Here is an 18,728-nt window from a genome sequence, read left to right as displayed (position 1 = left end):
GAGGGGTGGTGACCGGGCGGCGGCGGAGGGGGGACCGCCGCCGTCCGGCGTCGGGTCAGGCCCGGTGACGGAGTGCGAGCAGTCCGTCGACCAGCGGGCCGAGCTCGAGGTGGTTCACGGCCGTCACGGTGGTGACCGCGTCGACGGGCCAGGCGTCCGGACCGTGCACGGCACCGAGCACGGCACCGGCCATCGCGGCGATGGTGTCCGTGTCGCCGCCGATCGACGCGGCCGTGCAGAGCGTCTCCCAGGGGTCGAGGTCGAGCGCCACGAGGGCGAGCGCTGCGACGACCGACTCCTGGCTGGCGACGCTCGTGCCGACGAGCTGCGACACGGTGTCGATCCGGTCGTCGGCGGGGACGGTCGGCAGGAAGCCGCGCGCCCAGGTCGTCCTCGCAGCGATGTCCGCGCCCGCGACCCAGTGGCCGCGGCCCGCGCCGATCGTGGCGGCCGCGACCGCGGCGTCGAGCGCCTCGGTCCGGGAGGCGCCGCCGACGCCCGCGCTCACGGCGGCGGCGACGGCGCTCGCCCCGGCGATGCCGATCCCCGTGTCGTGGGTGACGCGCGACGCGTCCTGCACGGCGTCGACCAGACGCACGAGGTCACCGGAGGGCACGGCGATCCCGACCGGCGCGATCCGCATCGCGGCGCCGTTCGTCGTCCCCGTCGACCCGGCTTCGGACGCCGGGACGCCGTCGAGGATGCGCTGCACGGCCGTCTTCGTGCTGGGGCCGAGCAGGTCGAGCGAGCCCTTGGCCTGCATCGCGCGTTCCCAGGCGATGAGCGCCTCGGCGAAGCGGGTGGGGTCGATGTGCCCGTCACCCTCGACGAGGAGCTCGGCGACCATGACCGCCTGCTCGGTGTCGTCGGTGATCGTGCCCGCGGGCATGCCGGCGGCGATCCGCTGGTGCGGTCCGGCGTCGACGAACCCGGAGATCGTGCCGTGGTCGGCTCGGATCTGCGCGAGGGACATCGACTGCGTGGGCATGCCGAGGGCGTCGCCGATCGCGAGGCCGGTCAGGGCGGCGAGGGCGTGGGTCTGGTCGTTCACGGTGTCCTGTCGAGTCGTCATCGTGCGGTCCCGAAGCGCATGTGCAGGCGGAAGCGGTCCGGGTCGAGGAGGCTGTCGACGCGCTCGACGAACGCGCCCTGGGCGGTGCGCGAGTCACGTCGGCTCCGGAGGAACGGGGTTCCCTCGGCGCGGTCGAGCAGGCGGGCGTCCTCGGCGTCGAGGGGCACGACGTCGACCCACTGCTCGGCGCTCGCCGGCACGAGGCCGGCCTCGGCGATGGTCGCCGTGAGCGAGTCCTCGACCAGTCCGTCGGTCGGTGCAGCGGCCAGGCGGCCGACGGCGGGCAGGATGCTCCGCTCGAGCGACACCGGCCGCCCGCCCACGACGGTGCGCAGCCGGTCGACCGCGACGAACGCCGCGTCCGCAGCGTCGACCTCGACCTGGAGGCCCGGGTCGTCCACGCGGGCGAGTCGCAGGATGCGGGTGGTCACCTCGGTGCCCGAGGCGGCGATCGACCGCGCCCAGCCACCCCGCGGGTCGAGGGCGGCGCCGTCGAACGTGACGACCGAGCCGACGCCCCCGTGGGTCGAGATGTACTCGTCGTCGGCCAGGTCGGCGAGGGCGGCGCGGACGGTGCCGCGGCTCACCGCGAAGCGGGCGGCGAGGTCGTGCTCGCCGGGCAGGCGCTCACCGGCGCGGTACCGGCCCGTCGCGATCGCGTCGCGGAGGGCGTCGGCGACGAGGCGTCGCTTCGATGAGACGGGCATGGACAGGAGTGTACATGTACAACGCCTGTCCAGTCACCGAGGCGATCACACGACGGACGGGAGGCGCGGTGCCAGCTGGCACCGCGCCTCCCGTCCTCGTGTCCGTGCGTCCGGGGACTAGACCAGTGCGGTGAACGACGCGTCGCGCACGAGCAGCGTCGTCGCGTCGCCCTCGACGGCCTGATCGTGGTCGCTCGACAGGCCGAGCGACCACGTGCCGCCGCCCGGCTTCTCGGGCAGCGTGAACTCGACGGTCGTCCCCGAGGCGTTCAGCAGCACCGCGACGGTGTCGTCGCCCTGCTGCAGCACCAGGATCACCGCGCGGTTGCCCGCGTCGGCCCAGTCGCCGTCCTCGAAGCCCTGCGCGTCCGCGCGGAGCACCTGCACCGTCGACTCCGAGTCACCGGGGGCCGTGCGGTACCAGAGCGGGCGGAGCGCCTCGTGCTGCTTGCGGAACGCGATCGCCGCGGTCGTGAAGGCGAGCAGGTCCTGGTCGGCGGCCTCCCAGTCGAACCACGAGATCTCGTCGTCCTGGCAGTACGCGTTGTTGTTGCCGCCCTGCGAGCGGGCGATCTCGTCGCCGCCGAGCATCATCGGGATGCCCGCGGAGAGCATGAGCGTGCCGAGGAAGTTCCGACGCTGGCGGTCGCGGTAGTCGTTCACCGCGCCGTCGTCGGTCGGGCCCTCGATGCCGCCGTTGAAGGACGTGTTGTTGCTCTCGCCGTCGTTGTTGTCCTCGCCGTTGGCCTCGTTGTGCTTCTCGGCGTACATCGTCAGGTCGGCCAGCGTGAAGCCGTCGTGCGCGGTGACGAAGTTCACCGAGCAGAGCGGGGAGCGACGGGAGCCCTCGTACACGTCGGGGGAGCCGAGCGTGCGCTGCACGGCGTCGCCGAGCGTGCCCTCGTCGCCGCGCCAGAACGCGCGGAGGTCGTCGCGGTACTTGCCGTTCCACTCCGACCAGTCGGCCGGGAACCCGCCCACCTGGTAGCCGGCGGTGTCCCACGGCTCGGCGATCATCTTCACCTCGCGGAGCACCGGGTCCTGGTGGATGATGTCGAGGAACGCGGAGTGCTTCTCGGCCTCGCCGTCCTGGCGGGTGAGCGTCGTCGCGAGGTCGAAGCGGAAGCCGTCGACGTGCATCTCCTCGACCCAGTAGCGGAGCGAGTCCGTGATGAGCCCGAGTGCGGACGGGTGCGACACGTTGAGCGAGTTCCCCGTGCCGGTCGTGTCGAAGTAGTTCGCCTCGTCACCCTCGACCAGGCGGTAGTACGACTGGTTGTCGATGCCCTTGAAGGACAGCGTCGGGCCCATGTGGTTGCCCTCGGCGGTGTGGTTGTAGACGACGTCCATGATGACCTCGAGCCCCGCGGCGTGCAGGGCCTTGACCATCTCCTTGAACTCGGTGACCTGCTGGCCCGCCGTGCCCGAGGACGAGTACTCGTCGTGCGGGGCGAAGAAGCCGATGCTGTTGTAGCCCCAGTAGTTGCGGAGGCCCTTGTCGGCCAGGGTCGAGTCCTGCACGAACTGGTGCGTCGGCAGCAGTTCGACGGCCGTGACGCCCAGGTCGGTCAGGTGCTTGATCGCGGCCGGGTGCGCCAGGCCCGCGTACGTGCCGCGGATCTCCTCGGGCACGTCCGGGTGCTGCTTCGTGAAGCCCTTGACGTGCACCTCGTAGACGACGGTGTCGCGGTACGGGGTGTGGAGCAGCGTGTCGCCGTCCCAGTCGAACTCGCGGTCCGCGACGACGGACTTCGGCATGGCGCTCGCCGAGTCGGTCTCGTCGATCTGCTCGGGGTCCTCCATGTCGTGGCCGAAGAGGGCCTGGCCCCACTCGTACGAGCCGTCGACGGCGGTCGCGTAGGGGTCGAGCAGGAGCTTCGCGGCGTTGTGGCGCAGGCCGTTCGCCGGGTCCCAGGCGCCGTGCACGCGGAAGCCGTAGCGGGTGCCGACGGTCACGTCCGGCACGACGTCGTGGAACGTGTAGCCGGTGCGGTTGCGGAGCTCGGTGCGGTGCTCGGTGCCGTCCTCGTCGAAGCGGCAGAACTCGACCCGCTCGGCGGTGCTGGAGAAGAGCGCGACGTTGGCGCCCCCGTCGACGAGCGTGACGCCGAGCGGGGTGCGGGAGGAAGTGGTCATGCTCCCACTTGTAGTGGTCGGCGACTGTGTCCTCGGGTCGGTGACGTACCCCGGACATGCCGGACCGACGACGGACGGGAGGCGCGGTGCCAGCTGGCACCGCGCCTCCAGACCGTCACGTCGTCACGACGTCACGTCAGACCGTGGCGGTCGCCTCGTCGCGGTGCGGGAGCTTCCAGCCCGGGCGCACGAAGTGGCAGGTGTACCCGGCGGGGTACTTCTCGAGGTAGTCCTGGTGCTCCTCCTCGGCCTCCCAGAAGTCGCCCGCGGGCTCGACCTCGGTGACGACCTTGCCCGGCCAGATGCCGGAGGCGTCGACGTCCGCGATGGTGTCGAGTGCGACCTGGCGCTGCTCGTCGTTCGTGAAGTAGATCGCCGAACGGTAGCTGCGACCCACGTCGTTGCCCTGCCGGTCCTTCGTGGACGGGTCGTGGATCTGGAAGAAGAACTCGAGCAGGTCGCGGTAGGAGATCTGCGACGGGTCGAAGACGATCTCGACGGCCTCGGCGTGGTCGCCGTGGTTCCGGTACGTGGCGTTCGGGGTGTCGCCGCCGGAGTAGCCGACGCGCGTGCTGATGACGCCGGGTCGGCGGCGGAGGAGCTGCTGCGCTCCCCAGAAACACCCGCCGGCGAGGATGGCGGTCTCGGTCGTGGTCATGCTGGCCTCCTGGGCGTCGTCGTTGCCGCTGGCTGCGGCATCACCGGGTGCAACCGGCGACCCCGGGCGCGTGTTCCCGGGTCGTGGTCCATCGTGCGCCCCGGTCGTCGGTGCACGGACGGCCCACGTCCAGCCGGGCGCCACCGCGGGTGCGTCAGGCCCCGGCGCCGCCGTCCACCGGGATGCTCGCTCCGGTCACCATCGAGGCCCGGTCGCTGAGCAGCCAGGCCGCCACCTCGGCGACCTCCTCGGGGCGGGCCATCCTGCCGAGCGGTACCGAGGCGTCGATCTGCTCCGTGATCCCCGGGGTCGCCGCCTCCCACGCGGCGATCATGTCCGTCGCGGTGCCACCCGGGGTGATGCCGTTGACCCGGATGCCCTCGGGCGCCCACGTCACGGCTGCCGTCTCGGTGATGCTGTTCAGGGCGCGCTTCATCGCCCCGTAGGCCGGCAGTGCGGGGTTGGCCCGGCGGCTGCCGATGCTCGACGTGTTCACGATCGCCCCGCCGCCGGAGCGGCGCATCAGGGCGGCCTCGGCGGTCATCGCGACCCAGTGGCCCCGGAAGTTGACCGCGAACTGGGTGTCGATGTCCTCGTCGCTCGTGGCGTCCAGCGGGCCGGGCTGCTGGATCGCGGCCCCGTTGTTGAAGGCGCCGTCGAGTCGCCCGTGCAGCTCGTCGACCCGGTCGACGGCGGCCCGGATGCTCGCCGGGTCGGCGAGGTCGAGCGCGACGGCGTCCGCGGTGCCGCCGGCGTCGCGGATCCCGGAGACGACGGTCTCGAGGGACCCGGTGCTCCGCGCGGCGAGGACGACTGCGGCGCCCTCGTCGGCGAAGAGCCGGGCGGCGGCGGCACCGATGCCGCGGCTGGCGCCGGAGACGAACACGACCTTGCCGGTGAGCAGGCCGTTCGGACGGGTGGTGGTGTGATCGTTCATGCCGTCAGCGTCCGTCCCGCGGTGGCCGCGTAGCCAGGTACACCCGGTACCAGGACGGCGACGTGCCCGCGGGGGGAGGATCGGGACATGGACAAGCAGGAGCTGGCCGCGTTCCTCCGCGCACGGCGCGAGCGGTTGCGGCCGGAGGACGTCGGGCTCCCGTCGGGGACCCGCCGGCGCACACCCGGGCTGCGCCGCGAGGAGGTCGCGGTCCTCGCTCACATCTCCACCGAGTACTACGTCCGGCTCGAGCAGGCACGAGCCCCTCGGCCCTCCGCCGAGGTGCTGGCCGGCATCGCGGGGACGCTGCGCCTCACCGACGCCGAGTCCGACCACCTCCACCTGCTCGCCGGGACCGCCCGGACACGGACCGCGAGCATCCGGCGTCAGGTGCGGCCGAGCATCCTGGCGGTCGTCGACCGTCTGCCGCTGACCGCTGCGATCGTGCTCGCCGCCGACTTCGAGGTCCTCGCGTGGAACCCCCTGGCCGCCGCGCTCCTGGAGGACTTCGCCCTGCGGGACCGTCGGGGCCGCAACCTCGCCCGGCAGGCCTTCCCCGTCGGCGGGACGGGCGGGGCGTCCGAGCCGCCGTACGGCATCTCCGACGGCGCCGAGTTCCGGCACCAGGTGGTGATGCAGCTGCGGACGACGCTCGCGCAGCACCCGACGGACGTGGAGGTGGTCGCGCTCGTCGACGAGCTCCGGACGGGGAACGCGGAGTTCGCGCGGCTCTGGTCACGACACGACGTGCAGCCGGCTCCGGTGCTCACGAAGACCTTCCACCACCCGTCGGTCGGACCGGTCACGGTCGACTGCGACAGCCTCGCGCTCGTCGACGGCGACCAGTTCCTCGTGCTCTACACCGCGGCGCCGGGATCCCCCGACGCCGATGCCCTCGCGCTCCTCGGGATGCTCGCCACGCAGACTGCCGAGCGCGGCTGAGCCACGACGGGCCGGCGGTGACGACGTCGGTGGACGCGGTGCGCACCCGTCGACCCCGCACGTGCGTGTCGTCCTGCGATCGCCTACCATTCGAACACACGTTCGAATCGGGAGGTCGGGATGATGTTGACGCACGAGGTCGCCACGGTGTGGTGGGAGCGCGGGGTGCCGGACCGGATGGTGTGGCGGGATCGACGCTGGCGGGTGAGCGACAGTCCGACGCGACTGACCGCGACGGCGGAGTTCCTGCCGTCGGCGATGACCCACGCGCCGGAGCGCACGGTGGGGTGGCGCTTCCAGGTCAGCGCCGAGGGGGACGCCGTCGTCGTCGACATCGTCCCCGAGGGCGACGGCTGGGTGGTCGCGCGGACCTGGCGCTGATCACGAGCGAGTTCGTCCACCCGGCCCGCCGGTGCTCAGCGGATGAGCGCGTGCGCCAGGCCGCGGACGAGCACCGCGCGTGCGCGATCGGTCGACGTGCCGTCCGGGTCGCCCCACGCCGCGCGCCCGAGGCCGTCGACCAGGGCGAGCACCGCGTCCGCCGCCACCGCGGTCGGCTCGGCGAGCTCGACTCCGTGCCGCGCGGTCCAGCGGGTGATGCCGGCCGCCACCCCGTCGCGCCAGAGGGCTCGCTCGGCGGCGACGAGCGCGTCGTCACCGTCGAGAGCGGTGCCGCTGACGGCCTCGAGGAGGCGGAAGCGTTCGGGTTCCCGGCGCACCAGGTCCAGGTACGCGGCCACTCCGGCATCGATCGCGTCGGCGAGGTCGTGCCGCGCATCGGCAGCGGCGAGCACGCGGGGGAGGACGTCCCGTGCCTGGCGTTCGAGGAGCGCGACCACCAGGTTCCACCGCGCGCCGAAGACGTAGTGCACCACTCCGTGCGCCACGCCGGCACGCTCGGCGACCGCCCGCGTGGTGAGGCCGGTCACCCCGTGGTCGCGCACGACGAGGGCAGCCGCGTCGAGGAGCTCGTCACGCCGTTCCCCTCGGGGGCGGTACGACCGCGTCTGCTGGTCCTGCGTCATCACAGGAAGCGTACGGGGCGTCCGCAGGAGTGGTCGGCAAGCTGATCTGGCCAAACGGCCGAAAGTGGAGGAGTCCCCGTGTCGATCACCGTCCGTCCCGCATCCCCGTCCGAGGTGCCCGCCGCCGCGGCCGTGCTCGCCGAGGCCTTCGCTGCCGACCCCGTCCTCGGTGAGGTCCGACCGCCGCGTCCGGGCGAGGACCGGGTCGTCGTGCTCGGCGCCCTCTTCGCCGCGCTCGTCCGGGCCGTCCCCGAACGCGCCCGGGCGCTCGACGTCGCGGTCGACGAGGGCCGGCTGCTCGGCGCCGCGTTCTGGCAGGCGCCTCGGCCGCACGTCGGCGGCACGCTGGCGTTCGTCCGGCAGGTCCCGGCACTCCTCCGGGTCCTCGGGACCGGCGGTGCCCTCCGCGCGCTGCGGCACCTCCGACGGATGGACCGCGCCCGCCCCGATGCGCCGCACTGGTACCTCGCCGAGATCGGTGTCGCTGCCGCGGCCCGAGGTCAGGGGGTCGGCGGGCTCCTGCTCGACCACGCGCTGCGCCGGGTCGACGCCCTCGCGCAGCACGCGTACCTCGAGTCCTCGACGCCGCAGAACCGCCGGCTCTACCGTCGCCACGGCTTCGGGGACGGTGCGCCGATCACCGGCTTCCGGGCGGCCGCTCCGGTCTCGATGTGGCGACCCGCGGTCGGTTGAGCCGCGACCGACGGACGGACGGGAGGCGCGGTGCCAGCCGGTACCGCGCCTCCCGTCCGTCGGGTGGTGACGTCGGCCGTCAGGCGACCGCGATCTCGTTGGGGACGCCCGGCAGCTCGTCGCTCGACGCGACGACCTCCCCGGTGGTGAGGTCCACCGCGTGGATCTTCCGCTCGGTCGGGTCGGTCACGTACGCGACGTCACCCGCGACCTTCAGTGCGGGGTGGGCGTCCTGCCACTCGGTCGGACCCTCCCAGGCGTCGAGGACGTCGAACGTGTCGATCGGCTCGCCCGTCTGCTCGTCGAAGGTGTGCAGGGCGCCGTCGGAGCCGAGGATCACGGCTTCGTCACCGGGACCACGCGCGATGTCGCGGAAGGTGAAGCCCACACCCTCGGGCATGTCGGCGACGCGGTACTCGCCCGACGCGGCGTCGATGAGTGCGACCTGGTCGAGCAGGTAGCCCTCGCTGTCCGGGTCGTCGTTGTAGTCACCGACGGCCACGGACGAGTCCTCGGTGGTGAACAGGTTGCCGGTGCGGCCGTACTCGGTCGGGGCGTCGATCTTCGCGAAGGCGCCGTCCTGGTAGACGAGGGCGCCGTCGGTGCAGCCGAAGACCGCGACCTCGCCCTGCACCGCTCCCTCGCCGTGCACGTTCGGGCACTCCTCCGAGCGGGCGAGCTCGGTGCCGTCCTCGTCGAGGGCGCGGACGCCGGTGCGCTCCTCCTCGGTGCCGATCGTGCTGAGGAGCGTGCCGTCCTCGAGCACGATCGCGACGCCGTGGTGTGCCGCCTCGGACTCCGTGGTCTCCACCTCGGGCAGCGTGGCGCCGTCGAGGTCGTCGTGCTCGAACACCGTGACGTCACCGCTGCCGTCCGCGAAGAGCGCGGTCTTCTCGCCGTGCACGACCGCGTGACCGCCGGTGTCGGCCGGGAAGACGGCGTCGGTCAGGGCCGGGTCCGCGGCGGTGTCGAGGACCCGGAAGCCCTCGGGCACCGTGACGAGCACGTGGCGGCCGTCCCCGGCGGGGTTCACGCGGGTGAAGCCGTCGATGCTGTCGTCGGCGACGACCCGCAGGTCCTGGTCGAGGGTGAGCAGGCCGCCGTCGTACGTGAGGACGATGCGGTCGCCCTCGGCGGATGCGGCCTCCGTGGTGCGGGTGCCCTCGGCCTCCGCGTCGGCGGGGCCCGTCGAGCAGCCGGTGAGGACGAGGGCCGCGGCGCCGAGCAGGGCTGCGGGCGCGAGCGTGGTGCGCAGAGTTGTCATGCCGTTCACTGTACTGATTCTCATTCTCAATTAGAAATCGACAGGCCGTCGACGATCGCCGCCGTGTTCGACCGCATCATCCCGAGGTAGGTCGAGGCGACACCGTCCTCGGTCAGCGACTCGGTGGCGAGCGGACGGATCTCCACGTGCACGTCCACCTCGTCCGCCAGCACCTCGGCCAGCCGTGCGGGCTGCGAGAGGTCGGCGAAGATCGTCGGGACGCCCGCCTCGTCGATCGCCGACGCGAGGTCGCGCAGGTCCGCCGCGCTCGGCGACGCCAGGGTGGTCCCGCTCGGGATGACGGCGCCGACGACCCGGAAGTCGTACCGGTCCGCCAGGTACCCGAACACGTGGTGGTTCGTCACGAGTGCCCGTCGGTCCTCCGGGATGCCCGCGAACGCGTCGGACATGTCCGTGTCGAGCGTGGCCAGCTCGTCGAGGTACGCGTCGGTCCCGCTCGGCTCGACGCCCGCGTCCCGCAGGGCGTCGTCGAGGGCCTCGACGACGTCGACCATGCGTGCGGGGTCGGTCCAGAGGTGCGGATCGGGGCCGCTGTCGTCCTCCGTCGTCCACTCGAGCGCGTCGACGTGCTCGCCGGCCGTGAACACCGGGACACCGTCGGAGGCGGCGGCCTCCACGTGCCGGGCGACGCCCTCCTCGAGCCCGAGCCCGTTCTCGACGACGAGGTCGGCGCTCCGGAGCCGGGCGGCCTCCTGCGCGGAGACCTCGAACGAGTGCGGGTCGGCACCCGCCGGCATGAGGACCATCACGACGGCCGCGTCCCCGACCACCTCGGTGACGACGTCGCCGAGGATGTTCGTCGTCACCGCGACGACCGGGCGGTCCGACCCGGCGGACGAGCACCCCGCCGTCACCGCGACCAGTCCGGCGGCCACGGCCAGCGCGGCGCTGGCGCGGAACCGGCGGGTCACAGTCCGACCTCGGCGAACGCGACGGGCGCCGCGGCCAGGTCGATCGACCGCGCGAGGCGTGCACCGTCCGCGAAGTCGATCTCGTGCACCTGCTGCCCGGAGGCGTCGGCGACGTAGGCGCGCTGGGCGTCGAGCTGCAGGAGCGGCTGCTCGCCCGGGTCGAGCAGCGGTTCGGTGGTGGCGACCGTGCCCGTCGTCGCCGCGATCACCACGACTCGACCCTGGTCGTCCACGCCGACGACGTGCTCGTCCTCGTCGTCGACGGCCGTCACGGCGCGGAGGGGCCGTTCGGTCTCGACGAGTCGCCAGGTGCCCTCGCGGCTGTCGAGCAGCCACGCGCCCCGGTCGCCGGCGAGCCCGGCGACCGTCGGTCGACCCGCGCGGGCGGAGAACTCCGTCGGGCGTGCGGCCCCGTCGGGCAGCGCGACGGTGGTGGTCTCGCCGTCCTCGCCGAGGACGACCGCCCCGTCCGAGCAGCCGACCACGGCGCCGGCCCGGGTGACGATGCCGCCCGCGGGGTCGGTGCACGCGGCCTCGGCGCCGCTCGGCTCGCCGTCGGCGTCGAGCACCCGGACGCCGTCGTCGGTGCCCGCGACCAGCTGCTCGCCGAACGGCAGCAGGACGGTCGCGTCGATCCGGACCGTCTCCTCGACGTCACCCTGTCCGAGTGCGGCCCGGTCGAGGACGACGCCCTCGCCGCGCTCCGGCCAGGTGATGGTCGTCATCGTCTCCGACGAGTGCACCTCGACGGGCCCGCCGCCGTCGATCGAGCCCACCACGCGCGGTTCGGCCGCGTAGTAGTGCGTGTGGTCGCCGTGGTCGACGGTCCACGAACCGCCGTCGACGATCGTGGTGCGGTCCTCGGTGCTGCTGACGAGGAACCGCCCGTCGGTCGCGGAGTGCTCCGGTGCCTCGACGTCGTCGAGCGCCGTGGTCTCGCCGCTCAGCAGGTCGTGCACCGCCGTCTCGCCGGCGGCGGACACGGCCAGGAGGCGCACCTGCGGCTCCTGCGCCTCGCTCGCGCCCTCGACGTAGCCGTGGGGCTTCGCCGTGCCGGTCGCGTCGTCGGCGGCCGGTCCGGTGGTGCCCGTGGTCGAGCAGGCGGTCAGGCCGAGCGCGAGTCCGGCGGCCACCGCTGCGGTGGTCATGCGTCGCGCCGCGACGCGGCGGGTCGTGGTGGTGGTGGTGGTGGGGTTCGTCATGCTCCCTCTCGTGGTGCTGGTGCTGGTGTGGTCGTGGTCGTCCGCCGCCCCCGGTGCGGCAGCAGGGCGGCGAGGGCGCGGGAGACGGCGACGCCCGCGACGGCGACCGCCGCGATGCTCGCGCCGGCGGCGGTCCCCGCGTGCCAGGAGACGAGCAGGCCGGTGGTGACGGCGGCGCTGCCGATCACCGCGGCGAGGAGCATGGTCGACCCGACCTGCCGGGTCCAGGCCCGGGCCGCGGCGGCGGGCGCGAGCAGGAGCCCGACGACCAGGAGCGTCCCGACCGCGCGGTAGGACGCGACGACCGCGAGCGTGACGAGCCCGACGAGCACGACCTCGGCCAGTCGGGGGCGGAGGCCGAGCGTCGCCGCCTTCCGCACGTCGAAGGCGGCCGCGGTGAAGGGCCGGTGGAACGCCGCGGCGAGGACGAGTGCGACGGTGACCGCGACGGCGAGCCCACCGAGGTCGGTCTGCGTCACGGCGAGGACGTCGCCGAACAGGATCGCGGTGACGTCGGTGGCGAAGGACCGGGACGAGGACACGATGATGACCCCGAGGGCGAGCATGCCGACGAACAGCAGCCCGATCGAGGTGTCGTACGACAGCCGGGCACGACGACGGAGTGCGCCGACGCCGACCACCATCACGCCCGCGCTCACGGCGGCTCCGAGCACGGCGGGGATCCCGGTGAGGGTGGCGACCGCGACGCCCGGGAGCATGCCGTGTGCGAGTGCCTCGCCGAGGAACGCCATGCCCCGCACGAGCACCCACGTGCCGACGACCGCGCAGAGGACCGCCGCCAGGGTGCCGCCGACGAGGGCGCGCAGCATGAAGTCGACGGAGAACGGGTCGGTCAGCCAGGTCACGCTGGGAGACGCTACATGAAAACGACTATCGATACTGATAGCGTGCTCAGGTGCTCACCACCGCGGTTCCCCCTGCCCTCGAGGTCACGCACCTCGTCGTCCGACGCGGTGACCGGACGGTGCTCGACGGTCTCGACGCGACGTTCCCCGCCGGGGTCGTCACGGCGCTCACCGGACCCAACGGATCCGGCAAGTCGACGCTGCTCGACGCGCTCGCCGGAGTGGTGACGCCCGTCGGCGGGGCCGTGTCGGGCCTCCCGTCCGGCGGAGTGGCGTACGTGACCCAGGCGGTCCCGCCGTCCGCGCTCCCGCTGACCGTGCGGTCGACCGTCGCGATGGGGCGCTGGCGGGCACGGCCCTGGTGGCGACCGCTCGGACGGGCGGACCACGCGGTCGTCGACGCGCAGCTGGACCGGATGGGCATCACCGACCTCGCCGACCGGCCGCTCGACGAGCTGTCCGGCGGGCAGCGGCAGCGCACGCTCGTCGCCCTCGGTCTCGCGCAGCGCGCGCCGGTCCTGCTCGTCGACGAGCCGACGGCGGGCGTCGACGCCGGGTCGGCGGCCCTCGTGACGGCGGCGCTCGCCGCGGAGGCCGCCGCGGGTGTCGTCGTCGTCCACGCGGCGCACGACCCGGTCGCGATCGCCGCTGCGGACCGGGTCGTGGCCCTGGGCTGACGGCTCCGCCGGGACCGCCGTCAGGCCGACTGATCGAGGGCAGTCCGCGCTGCTGCCACCACCGCCGCGTCCGTGACGGTGTGGCCGGAACCGTCGTCGCCGCTGCCCATCGGGACGCCGTCGTGACCGCCCGCGACCGACCGCTTGGCGGAGAGGTGCACCGCGGCGACCCCGGTCGCGACCAGTGCTCCGATGTCCCGCGCGTGGACCCCGGCCCCCGCCATCACCTGCACGGGCCCGGCGGCGTCGACCATGCGCGCGATCGTCGTCGCTCCCGCCGGAGCGCTCGCGGCGCCGCCGGAGGTCAGCACCCGCGTGACGCCGAGGTCGGCGAGCCGCGCGACCGTCGCGACCGGGTCGGCGGCGTGGTCGACCGCGCGGTGCAGGGTGACCTCGGCGTGCGCGGAGACCGAGCGGGTGGCGGCCACGAAGCGGCGGAGGGCGTCCTCGTCGAGGGCCCGGTCCGGGCGCAGGGCACCGACCACCACCCCGGCCGCTCCCGAGCGCAGGACCGTGCGGACCTCCCGCTCCATGAGCGCGAGCTCGTCGTCGTCGTACGTGAAGCCCCCGGGGCGGCAGCGCACCAGGGCGTGCGCCGGGATCCCGGTCTCGTGCGTGGCCTCGACCAGGGCCTGCGAGGGCGTCAGGCCGCCCAGCTCCAGGCCGATGCAGAGCTCGACCCGGTCGGCGCCCCCGTCACGGGCGACCAGGGCCCCGGCGGGCGACGTCACGGCGATCTCGAGGGCGACGGTCATCAGGCGGCTCCGAGGGGTTCGTTCGACGGCGGCACGATGCGCGCGGACAGGTCCGGCGGCGTCGCGAACTCCCGATCGTAGGGGAACAGCGGCCGCTCGATCCGGTGGTGCCCGAGGCGGAGCAGGTCCTGGTCGACCCCTCCCGGAGTGAGCGCCAGCATCCAGTCGGCCGCCATGTCGAAGAGTTCCGGCTCGAGGTAGCCGATCTTCACGACGACGACGTCGGCCCGACGCGGGTCGAGGTCGAGATCGGTGAAGTCGTGCTCGTGGTGGTACGGCTTGCGGAGCGTCGTCAGGATCGCGAAGACGCTGCCGACCTGCAGCACGACCTCGGTCTCGGCGTCCCGGTCGCCGTGCTTGACCGCGTGCACCCGGCCGGTCATCGTGATCGGCCCCGCGTGCACGTCGTCGACCTCGGCGCCCGCCGTCACCGTCACGGTCGCACCGACCCCGGCCGCGACCGCCTCGGCGACGGCGGCCGGGCCGGGGACGCTCGCGTAGATGACGGTGGGGCCGTCAGGGGTGGCGAAGGCCGGGTGTGCGAGCACCTGCGTGAGACCCCAGGTCATGTCACCGGAACCGCCGGCGGTCGGGTTGTCACCGGAGTCCGACACGAAGAACGGACGCGCGGTCCCGGGTGCGAGGGCGGCGGCGAGGCACTCGTCGAAGGAGCCCGTCGGTGCCACGAACACGAAGTCCTCGCGGGCGTCCCAGAACGCTCGGGCCAGGCGCTCGGCGCCCGCGGCCACGACGTCGCGGTCCCACCCGGTGACGACGGTGACGGCACGGTCGCGGGGCTGGTCGGCCCAGGCGTACCCGACCCAGATCGCCGCGTCGAGGACGCCGTCCTCCTGCTCGACCTCCGGTACCTGCCCGTAGATCGATGCCGCGGGCTCGATGCGCGTGGAGGTCTGCTCGCCCGGGAGCAGCACCGGGATCGGGACCCACGCCTTCACGGGTCGTCGCGCTCCGACGGGCCTCGTGGTGAGCACGTCGACCAGGTTCCGGACCGCGCGCTCCTTCGTCTCGAGGGCGTCCTCGTGCGGGGCCATGCGGTAGCAGGTGACGAGGTCCACCTGGTGCGCGAGTTCCCGCGTGACGTTGCCGTGCAGGTCCATCGATGCCGACACGATGACGTCCGGCCCGACGACCGCGCGGATGCGGCCGAGCAGGTCGGTCTCGGCGTCGTCGAGCCCCTCGACCACCATCGCGCCGTGGATGTCGTACCAGAGGCCGTCGACCGGCCCGATCGCCGTCAGGCGCGCGACGATCTCGTCGGCGAGTTCCTCGTAGGCCTGCCGGGTGACGACCCCGCCGGGCAGTGCGTGGCCGATGAGCGCCCCGCGGAAGTCGGCTGAGTCCGCGTACGACGCCAGGAACGGGTACCGCGCCACGACCTCGTCACCGCGGTCCGGGTGGAAGGCGGGCGCGAGGGTCCGGGTGGGCGTGAAGGTCGAGGTCTCGATCGCGAGTCCGGCGATCGCGATCACCGGGCGACGGCGGGCGGGGGTCTCAGACACGGGTGCTCCTGTTCCTGGTGGCGGACTGCGGGATGGGGGCGGACAGCGCCTCGAGCGATGCCGCGAGTCCGCGTTGCAGGGCGAACTGCCCCGCTCCGACGAGCCCGGCGTCCGCGCCGAGCGACACCGGTTCGATCGCGAGGTGCTGGGTCATGAGCGGGTGGCAGCTCTCGTACAGCTGGCTCCGCACGGCGGCGATGAACGGGTCGAGGGTCGACAGGATGCCGCCGAGGTACACGGCGTCAGGGTTGAAGAAGTTGACGTTCGCTGCCAGGACCTCGCCCAGGTAGCGGCCGGCCATCCGCACCGCGCGGGTGGTCTCCGGGTGCGCGTCCGAGGCGAGCCGGACGACGTCCGCGGTCGAGGTCACGTCGACCCCCGCGGACGACAGGACCCGGACCAGGGCGGCGCCGGACGCGACGGTCTCCAGGCATCCGGTGTTGCCGCACGAGCACGGGGTGTCCCCGGCCGCATCGATCCGGACGTGCGTGATGTCGCCCGCGGACCCGGTCGAGCCGCGGTAGAGGCGGCCGTCGATCACGATGCCCGCACCGATGGCGGACCCGGCCTTGATGGTGATGGTCTGCCGGCGGGACGGGTCCCGCACGGTCTGCTCACCCGCGGCCATGCAGTTCGCGTCGTTGTCCACGACGGCGGCCAGGCCGAAGCGCTCGGAGAGCCAGTCGACCACGGGGAACCCGTTCCAGCCGGGCATGCGGCTCGGCAGGTCGACGACACCGGCCTCGACGTCCACCGGCCCGGGGAGGCTGACACCGACGCCGCGGAGGCCGTCGCGGCCACGGTCGTCCGCGAGCTGTTCGAGCAGGCCCGCCAGGCGGCCGAGTCCGGCGGTCGGGCCGTCGGCGAGCGCGAAGGGGACCGTTGCGACGGACTCGAGTGCGCCTCCCGGCAGCACCACACCGATGCGCACGTGTTCGCCACCGACGTCCGCCGCGACGGCGTACTCGTCGGTACCGCCGATGCGGAGCACCTTGCGCGGGCGCCCGCCCGTGGAGACGTCGGTGCCCTCCTCCGCGAGGAGCCCGTGCCGCAGCAGCTGTCCGACGACGTGCGACACCGTCGAGGGCGCGGCGGCGAGGAGCTCGGCGATCTCGGTGCGACTCGACGCCTGCCCCGTGGCCACGAGCTCGAGGACGCGAGCGCTGAGGTCCGGCACGACTTTCTCCAATCTCGACGGGCAGCGGTGATCTGCCCCTGTCCACCGCGACGATACGGGCGCTCCGCGCGGAGGACGCTTTCGTGCAATCCGCAGAAACACACTATTTACACGGAGATGTTTGTTTTTCCAATGCGCCTGGTCCTTGACTGTCCCCGTGCCGCCGGCACCCGTGCACCACCCTCCCGACGTTCCTCACACAAGGAGACACCGCATGTCCAAGCCCCGTCGCTGGGCGCTCCTCACCGGAGCCGCGATCGCCGTGAGCGCCCTGCTCGCCGGATGCTCCGGCGGCGGCAACGCCTCCACCGCGTCCGGATCCGATGAGATCAACTACGCGCTCCCCGCCAACTTCACGCCGAACTGGATCCTGCCGATCGGCACCGCGGCGCACCTCAACACCAACAACGGCTCGATCGCGCAGTCGTTGTACGAACCCCTCGTCGCCTACGACGGCTCCACGGGCAAGATCGCCTGGAACAAGGCGGGCTCGGTGGCGACCGCGGCGGACTTCGCGAAGGACGGCACGAGTGTCACGATGACGCTCGGCGACCGGCACTGGTCGGACGGCAAGCCGATCACGAGCCGCGACGTCGCGTTCTGGTTCAACCTGATCAAGGCGAACAAGGACCAGTGGGGTTCCTACTCCGCGGGCAAGGCGCCGGACAACTGGACCTCGTTCACGACGGTCGACGACACGCACTTCACGATCACCTTCGACAAGGCGTACAACCCGGACTGGATGCTCGCGAACCAGCTCAGCCACATCATCCCGCTGCCGCAGCACGCCTGGGACAAGACGAGCGCGAGCGCCGAGGTGAGCGACGCCGACGAGAGCACCGACGGCGCGAAGCAGGTCTGGAAGTACCTCAACACCGCCGCGGGCAAGATCGCCGACTACGCGTCCGACGACCTGTGGAAGACCATCTCCGGCCCGTACGGCGTCGAGGCGTTCACCACCGCCGGCAAGGTCACCCTGACGGCGAACACGAAGTACGACGGTGGCGAGAAGGCGCAGATCGGGACCGTCAACCTGCTGCCGTTCACGACCGCGGACGCCGAGGTCAACGCGGTGCGGTCGGGCGAGGTGGACTACGGCTACATCAACGCCACCGACATGGACCAGGAGGACTCGTTCACGGGCAAGGGCTACGAGGTCGAGCCATGGACCGGTTGGGCGATCACGTACATGCCGTACAACTTCAACAACCCGACGATGGGTGCGGTCTTCAAGCAGCTGTACGCCCGTCAGGCCGTGCAGATGTCGATCGACCAGACCGCGCTGTCGAAGGTCGTGTTCAACGGCACCGCCACCTCGACCTACGGTCCCGTCCCGCAGGCGCAGGAGTCCGACTTCGTGTCCGAGGTGCAGAAGAGCAACCCGTACCCGTTCAGCACCGCGAAGGCGAAGGAACTGCTCACCAGCCACGGTTGGACGAAGCAGGGCGACACCATGGTCTGCACGGACCCGGGCACCTCGGCGGATCAGTGCGGCGACGGAGTGGCGAAGGGCACGAAGTTCACCATGCAGGTGCTCTCGCAGTCCGGCTCCACGGTCACGGACAACATGATGAGCGCGATCCAGTCGTCGCTCGCGAAGACCGGTATCGGCTTCACGATCAAGACCGCGCCCGTCTCGAGCGTGCTGTCGCAGACGCCCACCTGCACGAGCGACGAGGCGTCCTGCGACTGGGACCTCTCCTTCTTCGGCACCGCCGGCAGCTGGTACTTCCCGGCCTACCCGACCGGGGAGTCGCTCTTCCAGACCGGCGGTTCGGCGAACTTCGGCTCGTACTCGAACAAGGAGGTCGACTCCCTGATCGACGCGACCACCACCTCGACCGACCCGACCACGGTGCAGGACTACAGCGCCGCGGTCGCGAAGGACCTGCCCGTCATCTGGCTGCCGAGCCCGGACTACCAGATCTCGGTCGTCAAGCAGGGCCTGACCGGGTTCGACCAGGACTCGCTCGCCAACTTCCACCCGGCCCAGTGGAAGTGGAGCAAGTGAGTCGCTGACGCGACCACGGTCTGGAGGCGCGGGGGGGGGGGGGGGCCCCCCCCCCCCCCCCCCCGCCCCCGCCCCCCCCCCCCCCCCGGGCCCCCCCCCCCCCCCCCCGAGGAACACAACCCGCGCCCGCCCACCCGGCGCCCCCCGGTGGTCA

18 protein-coding genes are annotated in these 18,728 nt (G+C 72.8%); 5 read left to right on the top strand and 13 right to left on the bottom strand.

Translation table 11 applies throughout. The features are described 5' to 3' along the window. Positions 1 to 55: 55 nt before the first annotated feature. The 5 genes from JOD95_RS08325 to JOD95_RS08305 form a co-directional block, all read right to left on the bottom strand. Positions 56 to 1,072, bottom strand: a complete 1,017-nt coding sequence (locus JOD95_RS08325; protein ID WP_209684535.1) for an ADP-ribosylglycohydrolase family protein — start codon at positions 1,070 to 1,072, stop codon at positions 56 to 58. Then, the gene (locus JOD95_RS08320; protein WP_209684533.1) at positions 1,069 to 1,779 is read right to left on the bottom strand and encodes a GntR family transcriptional regulator; all 711 of its coding nucleotides are present in this window, start codon (positions 1,777 to 1,779) and stop codon (positions 1,069 to 1,071) included. Before JOD95_RS08320 ends, JOD95_RS08325 begins: the two co-directional genes overlap by 4 nt. 117 nt (positions 1,780 to 1,896) lie before the next feature. Then, positions 1,897 to 3,915, bottom strand: a complete 2,019-nt coding sequence (glgX, locus tag JOD95_RS08315) for a glycogen debranching protein GlgX (protein WP_209684531.1) — start codon at positions 3,913 to 3,915, stop codon at positions 1,897 to 1,899. A 136-nt stretch (positions 3,916 to 4,051) separates the two neighbouring features. Continuing rightward, positions 4,052 to 4,573, bottom strand: a complete 522-nt coding sequence (gene msrA, locus JOD95_RS08310; protein ID WP_066651533.1) for a peptide-methionine (S)-S-oxide reductase MsrA — start codon at positions 4,571 to 4,573, stop codon at positions 4,052 to 4,054. Positions 4,574 to 4,727: 154 nt separating this feature from the next. Beyond that, positions 4,728 to 5,510: an SDR family NAD(P)-dependent oxidoreductase gene (locus tag JOD95_RS08305; RefSeq protein ID WP_209684528.1), complete on the bottom strand. Its 783-nt coding sequence runs from the start codon at positions 5,508 to 5,510 to the stop codon at positions 4,728 to 4,730. 87 nt (positions 5,511 to 5,597) lie between these two features. On the opposite strand from JOD95_RS08305, the gene JOD95_RS08300 reads away from it, so the two are divergent. Both JOD95_RS08300 and JOD95_RS08295 read left to right on the top strand, forming a co-directional pair. Next, the gene (locus JOD95_RS08300) at positions 5,598 to 6,452 is read left to right on the top strand and encodes a helix-turn-helix transcriptional regulator (RefSeq protein ID WP_066651538.1); all 855 of its coding nucleotides are present in this window, start codon (positions 5,598 to 5,600) and stop codon (positions 6,450 to 6,452) included. Between the two features lie 120 nt (positions 6,453 to 6,572). Continuing rightward, complete coding sequence (locus JOD95_RS08295) at positions 6,573 to 6,833, top strand: hypothetical protein (protein ID WP_066651540.1); 261 nt, start codon at positions 6,573 to 6,575, stop codon at positions 6,831 to 6,833. A gap of 35 nt (positions 6,834 to 6,868) precedes the next feature. Here JOD95_RS08295 and JOD95_RS08290 read toward each other — a convergent pair whose 3' ends face one another. Then, the gene (locus tag JOD95_RS08290; RefSeq protein ID WP_209684516.1) at positions 6,869 to 7,477 is read right to left on the bottom strand and encodes a TetR/AcrR family transcriptional regulator; all 609 of its coding nucleotides are present in this window, start codon (positions 7,475 to 7,477) and stop codon (positions 6,869 to 6,871) included. A 78-nt stretch (positions 7,478 to 7,555) separates the two neighbouring features. Between JOD95_RS08290 and JOD95_RS08285 the strand changes: the two genes are divergently transcribed. Beyond that, complete coding sequence (locus tag JOD95_RS08285; RefSeq protein WP_251154260.1) at positions 7,556 to 8,170, top strand: GNAT family N-acetyltransferase; 615 nt, start codon at positions 7,556 to 7,558, stop codon at positions 8,168 to 8,170. Between the two features lie 79 nt (positions 8,171 to 8,249). Here the strand turns inward: JOD95_RS08285 and JOD95_RS08280 are convergent, their stop codons facing one another. From JOD95_RS08280 to aztB, 4 genes are read right to left on the bottom strand one after another with little or no spacing between them, the layout of a single operon-like run. Then, positions 8,250 to 9,434 carry a hypothetical protein gene (locus JOD95_RS08280; protein ID WP_245172018.1) on the bottom strand — a complete coding sequence of 395 codons (1,185 nt, stop codon included), beginning with the start codon at positions 9,432 to 9,434 and terminating at the stop codon, positions 8,250 to 8,252. A gap of 26 nt (positions 9,435 to 9,460) precedes the next feature. After that, positions 9,461 to 10,366, bottom strand: coding sequence for a metal ABC transporter solute-binding protein, Zn/Mn family (locus tag JOD95_RS08275; protein ID WP_374191728.1), 906 nt, complete (start codon positions 10,364 to 10,366; stop codon positions 9,461 to 9,463). Further along, positions 10,363 to 11,568 carry an ABC transporter gene (locus JOD95_RS08270; protein ID WP_209684512.1) on the bottom strand — a complete coding sequence of 402 codons (1,206 nt, stop codon included), beginning with the start codon at positions 11,566 to 11,568 and terminating at the stop codon, positions 10,363 to 10,365. Before JOD95_RS08270 ends, JOD95_RS08275 begins: the two co-directional genes overlap by 4 nt. Further along, the gene (gene aztB, locus JOD95_RS08265; RefSeq protein WP_209684510.1) at positions 11,565 to 12,434 is read right to left on the bottom strand and encodes a zinc ABC transporter permease AztB; all 870 of its coding nucleotides are present in this window, start codon (positions 12,432 to 12,434) and stop codon (positions 11,565 to 11,567) included. The genes JOD95_RS08270 and aztB overlap by 4 nt, the downstream gene beginning before the upstream one ends. A gap of 50 nt (positions 12,435 to 12,484) precedes the next feature. Between aztB and JOD95_RS08260 the strand changes: the two genes are divergently transcribed. Next, complete coding sequence (locus JOD95_RS08260; RefSeq protein ID WP_209684508.1) at positions 12,485 to 13,111, top strand: metal ABC transporter ATP-binding protein; 627 nt, start codon at positions 12,485 to 12,487, stop codon at positions 13,109 to 13,111. 20 nt (positions 13,112 to 13,131) lie between these two features. Here the strand turns inward: JOD95_RS08260 and JOD95_RS08255 are convergent, their stop codons facing one another. The 3 genes from JOD95_RS08255 to JOD95_RS08245 are packed head-to-tail and all read right to left on the bottom strand — an operon-like array spanning position 13,132 to position 16,563. Then, the gene (locus JOD95_RS08255) at positions 13,132 to 13,866 is read right to left on the bottom strand and encodes a copper homeostasis protein CutC (RefSeq protein WP_209684506.1); all 735 of its coding nucleotides are present in this window, start codon (positions 13,864 to 13,866) and stop codon (positions 13,132 to 13,134) included. After that, positions 13,866 to 15,386 (bottom strand): M81 family metallopeptidase, encoded by a 1,521-nt coding sequence (locus JOD95_RS08250; protein ID WP_209684504.1) that lies wholly within the window; start codon positions 15,384 to 15,386, stop codon positions 13,866 to 13,868. The genes JOD95_RS08255 and JOD95_RS08250 overlap by 1 nt, the downstream gene beginning before the upstream one ends. Continuing rightward, complete coding sequence (locus JOD95_RS08245; protein WP_209684502.1) at positions 15,379 to 16,563, bottom strand: ROK family protein; 1,185 nt, start codon at positions 16,561 to 16,563, stop codon at positions 15,379 to 15,381. Before JOD95_RS08245 ends, JOD95_RS08250 begins: the two co-directional genes overlap by 8 nt. Positions 16,564 to 16,777: 214 nt before the next feature. On the opposite strand from JOD95_RS08245, the gene JOD95_RS08240 reads away from it, so the two are divergent. Beyond that, entirely contained in the window at positions 16,778 to 18,574 is a 1,797-nt protein-coding gene (locus JOD95_RS08240; RefSeq protein WP_209684501.1) for a peptide ABC transporter substrate-binding protein, read from the top strand. The last annotated feature ends 154 nt before the right edge of the window (positions 18,575 to 18,728 follow it).

It is taken from the genome of Curtobacterium sp. 1310 (genome assembly GCF_017834105.1).
GTDB lineage: Bacteria > Actinomycetota > Actinomycetes > Actinomycetales > Microbacteriaceae > Curtobacterium.
The sequence above is the reverse complement of the archived record's forward strand: the minus strand, read 5'-3'. Positions and strand labels throughout refer to the sequence as shown.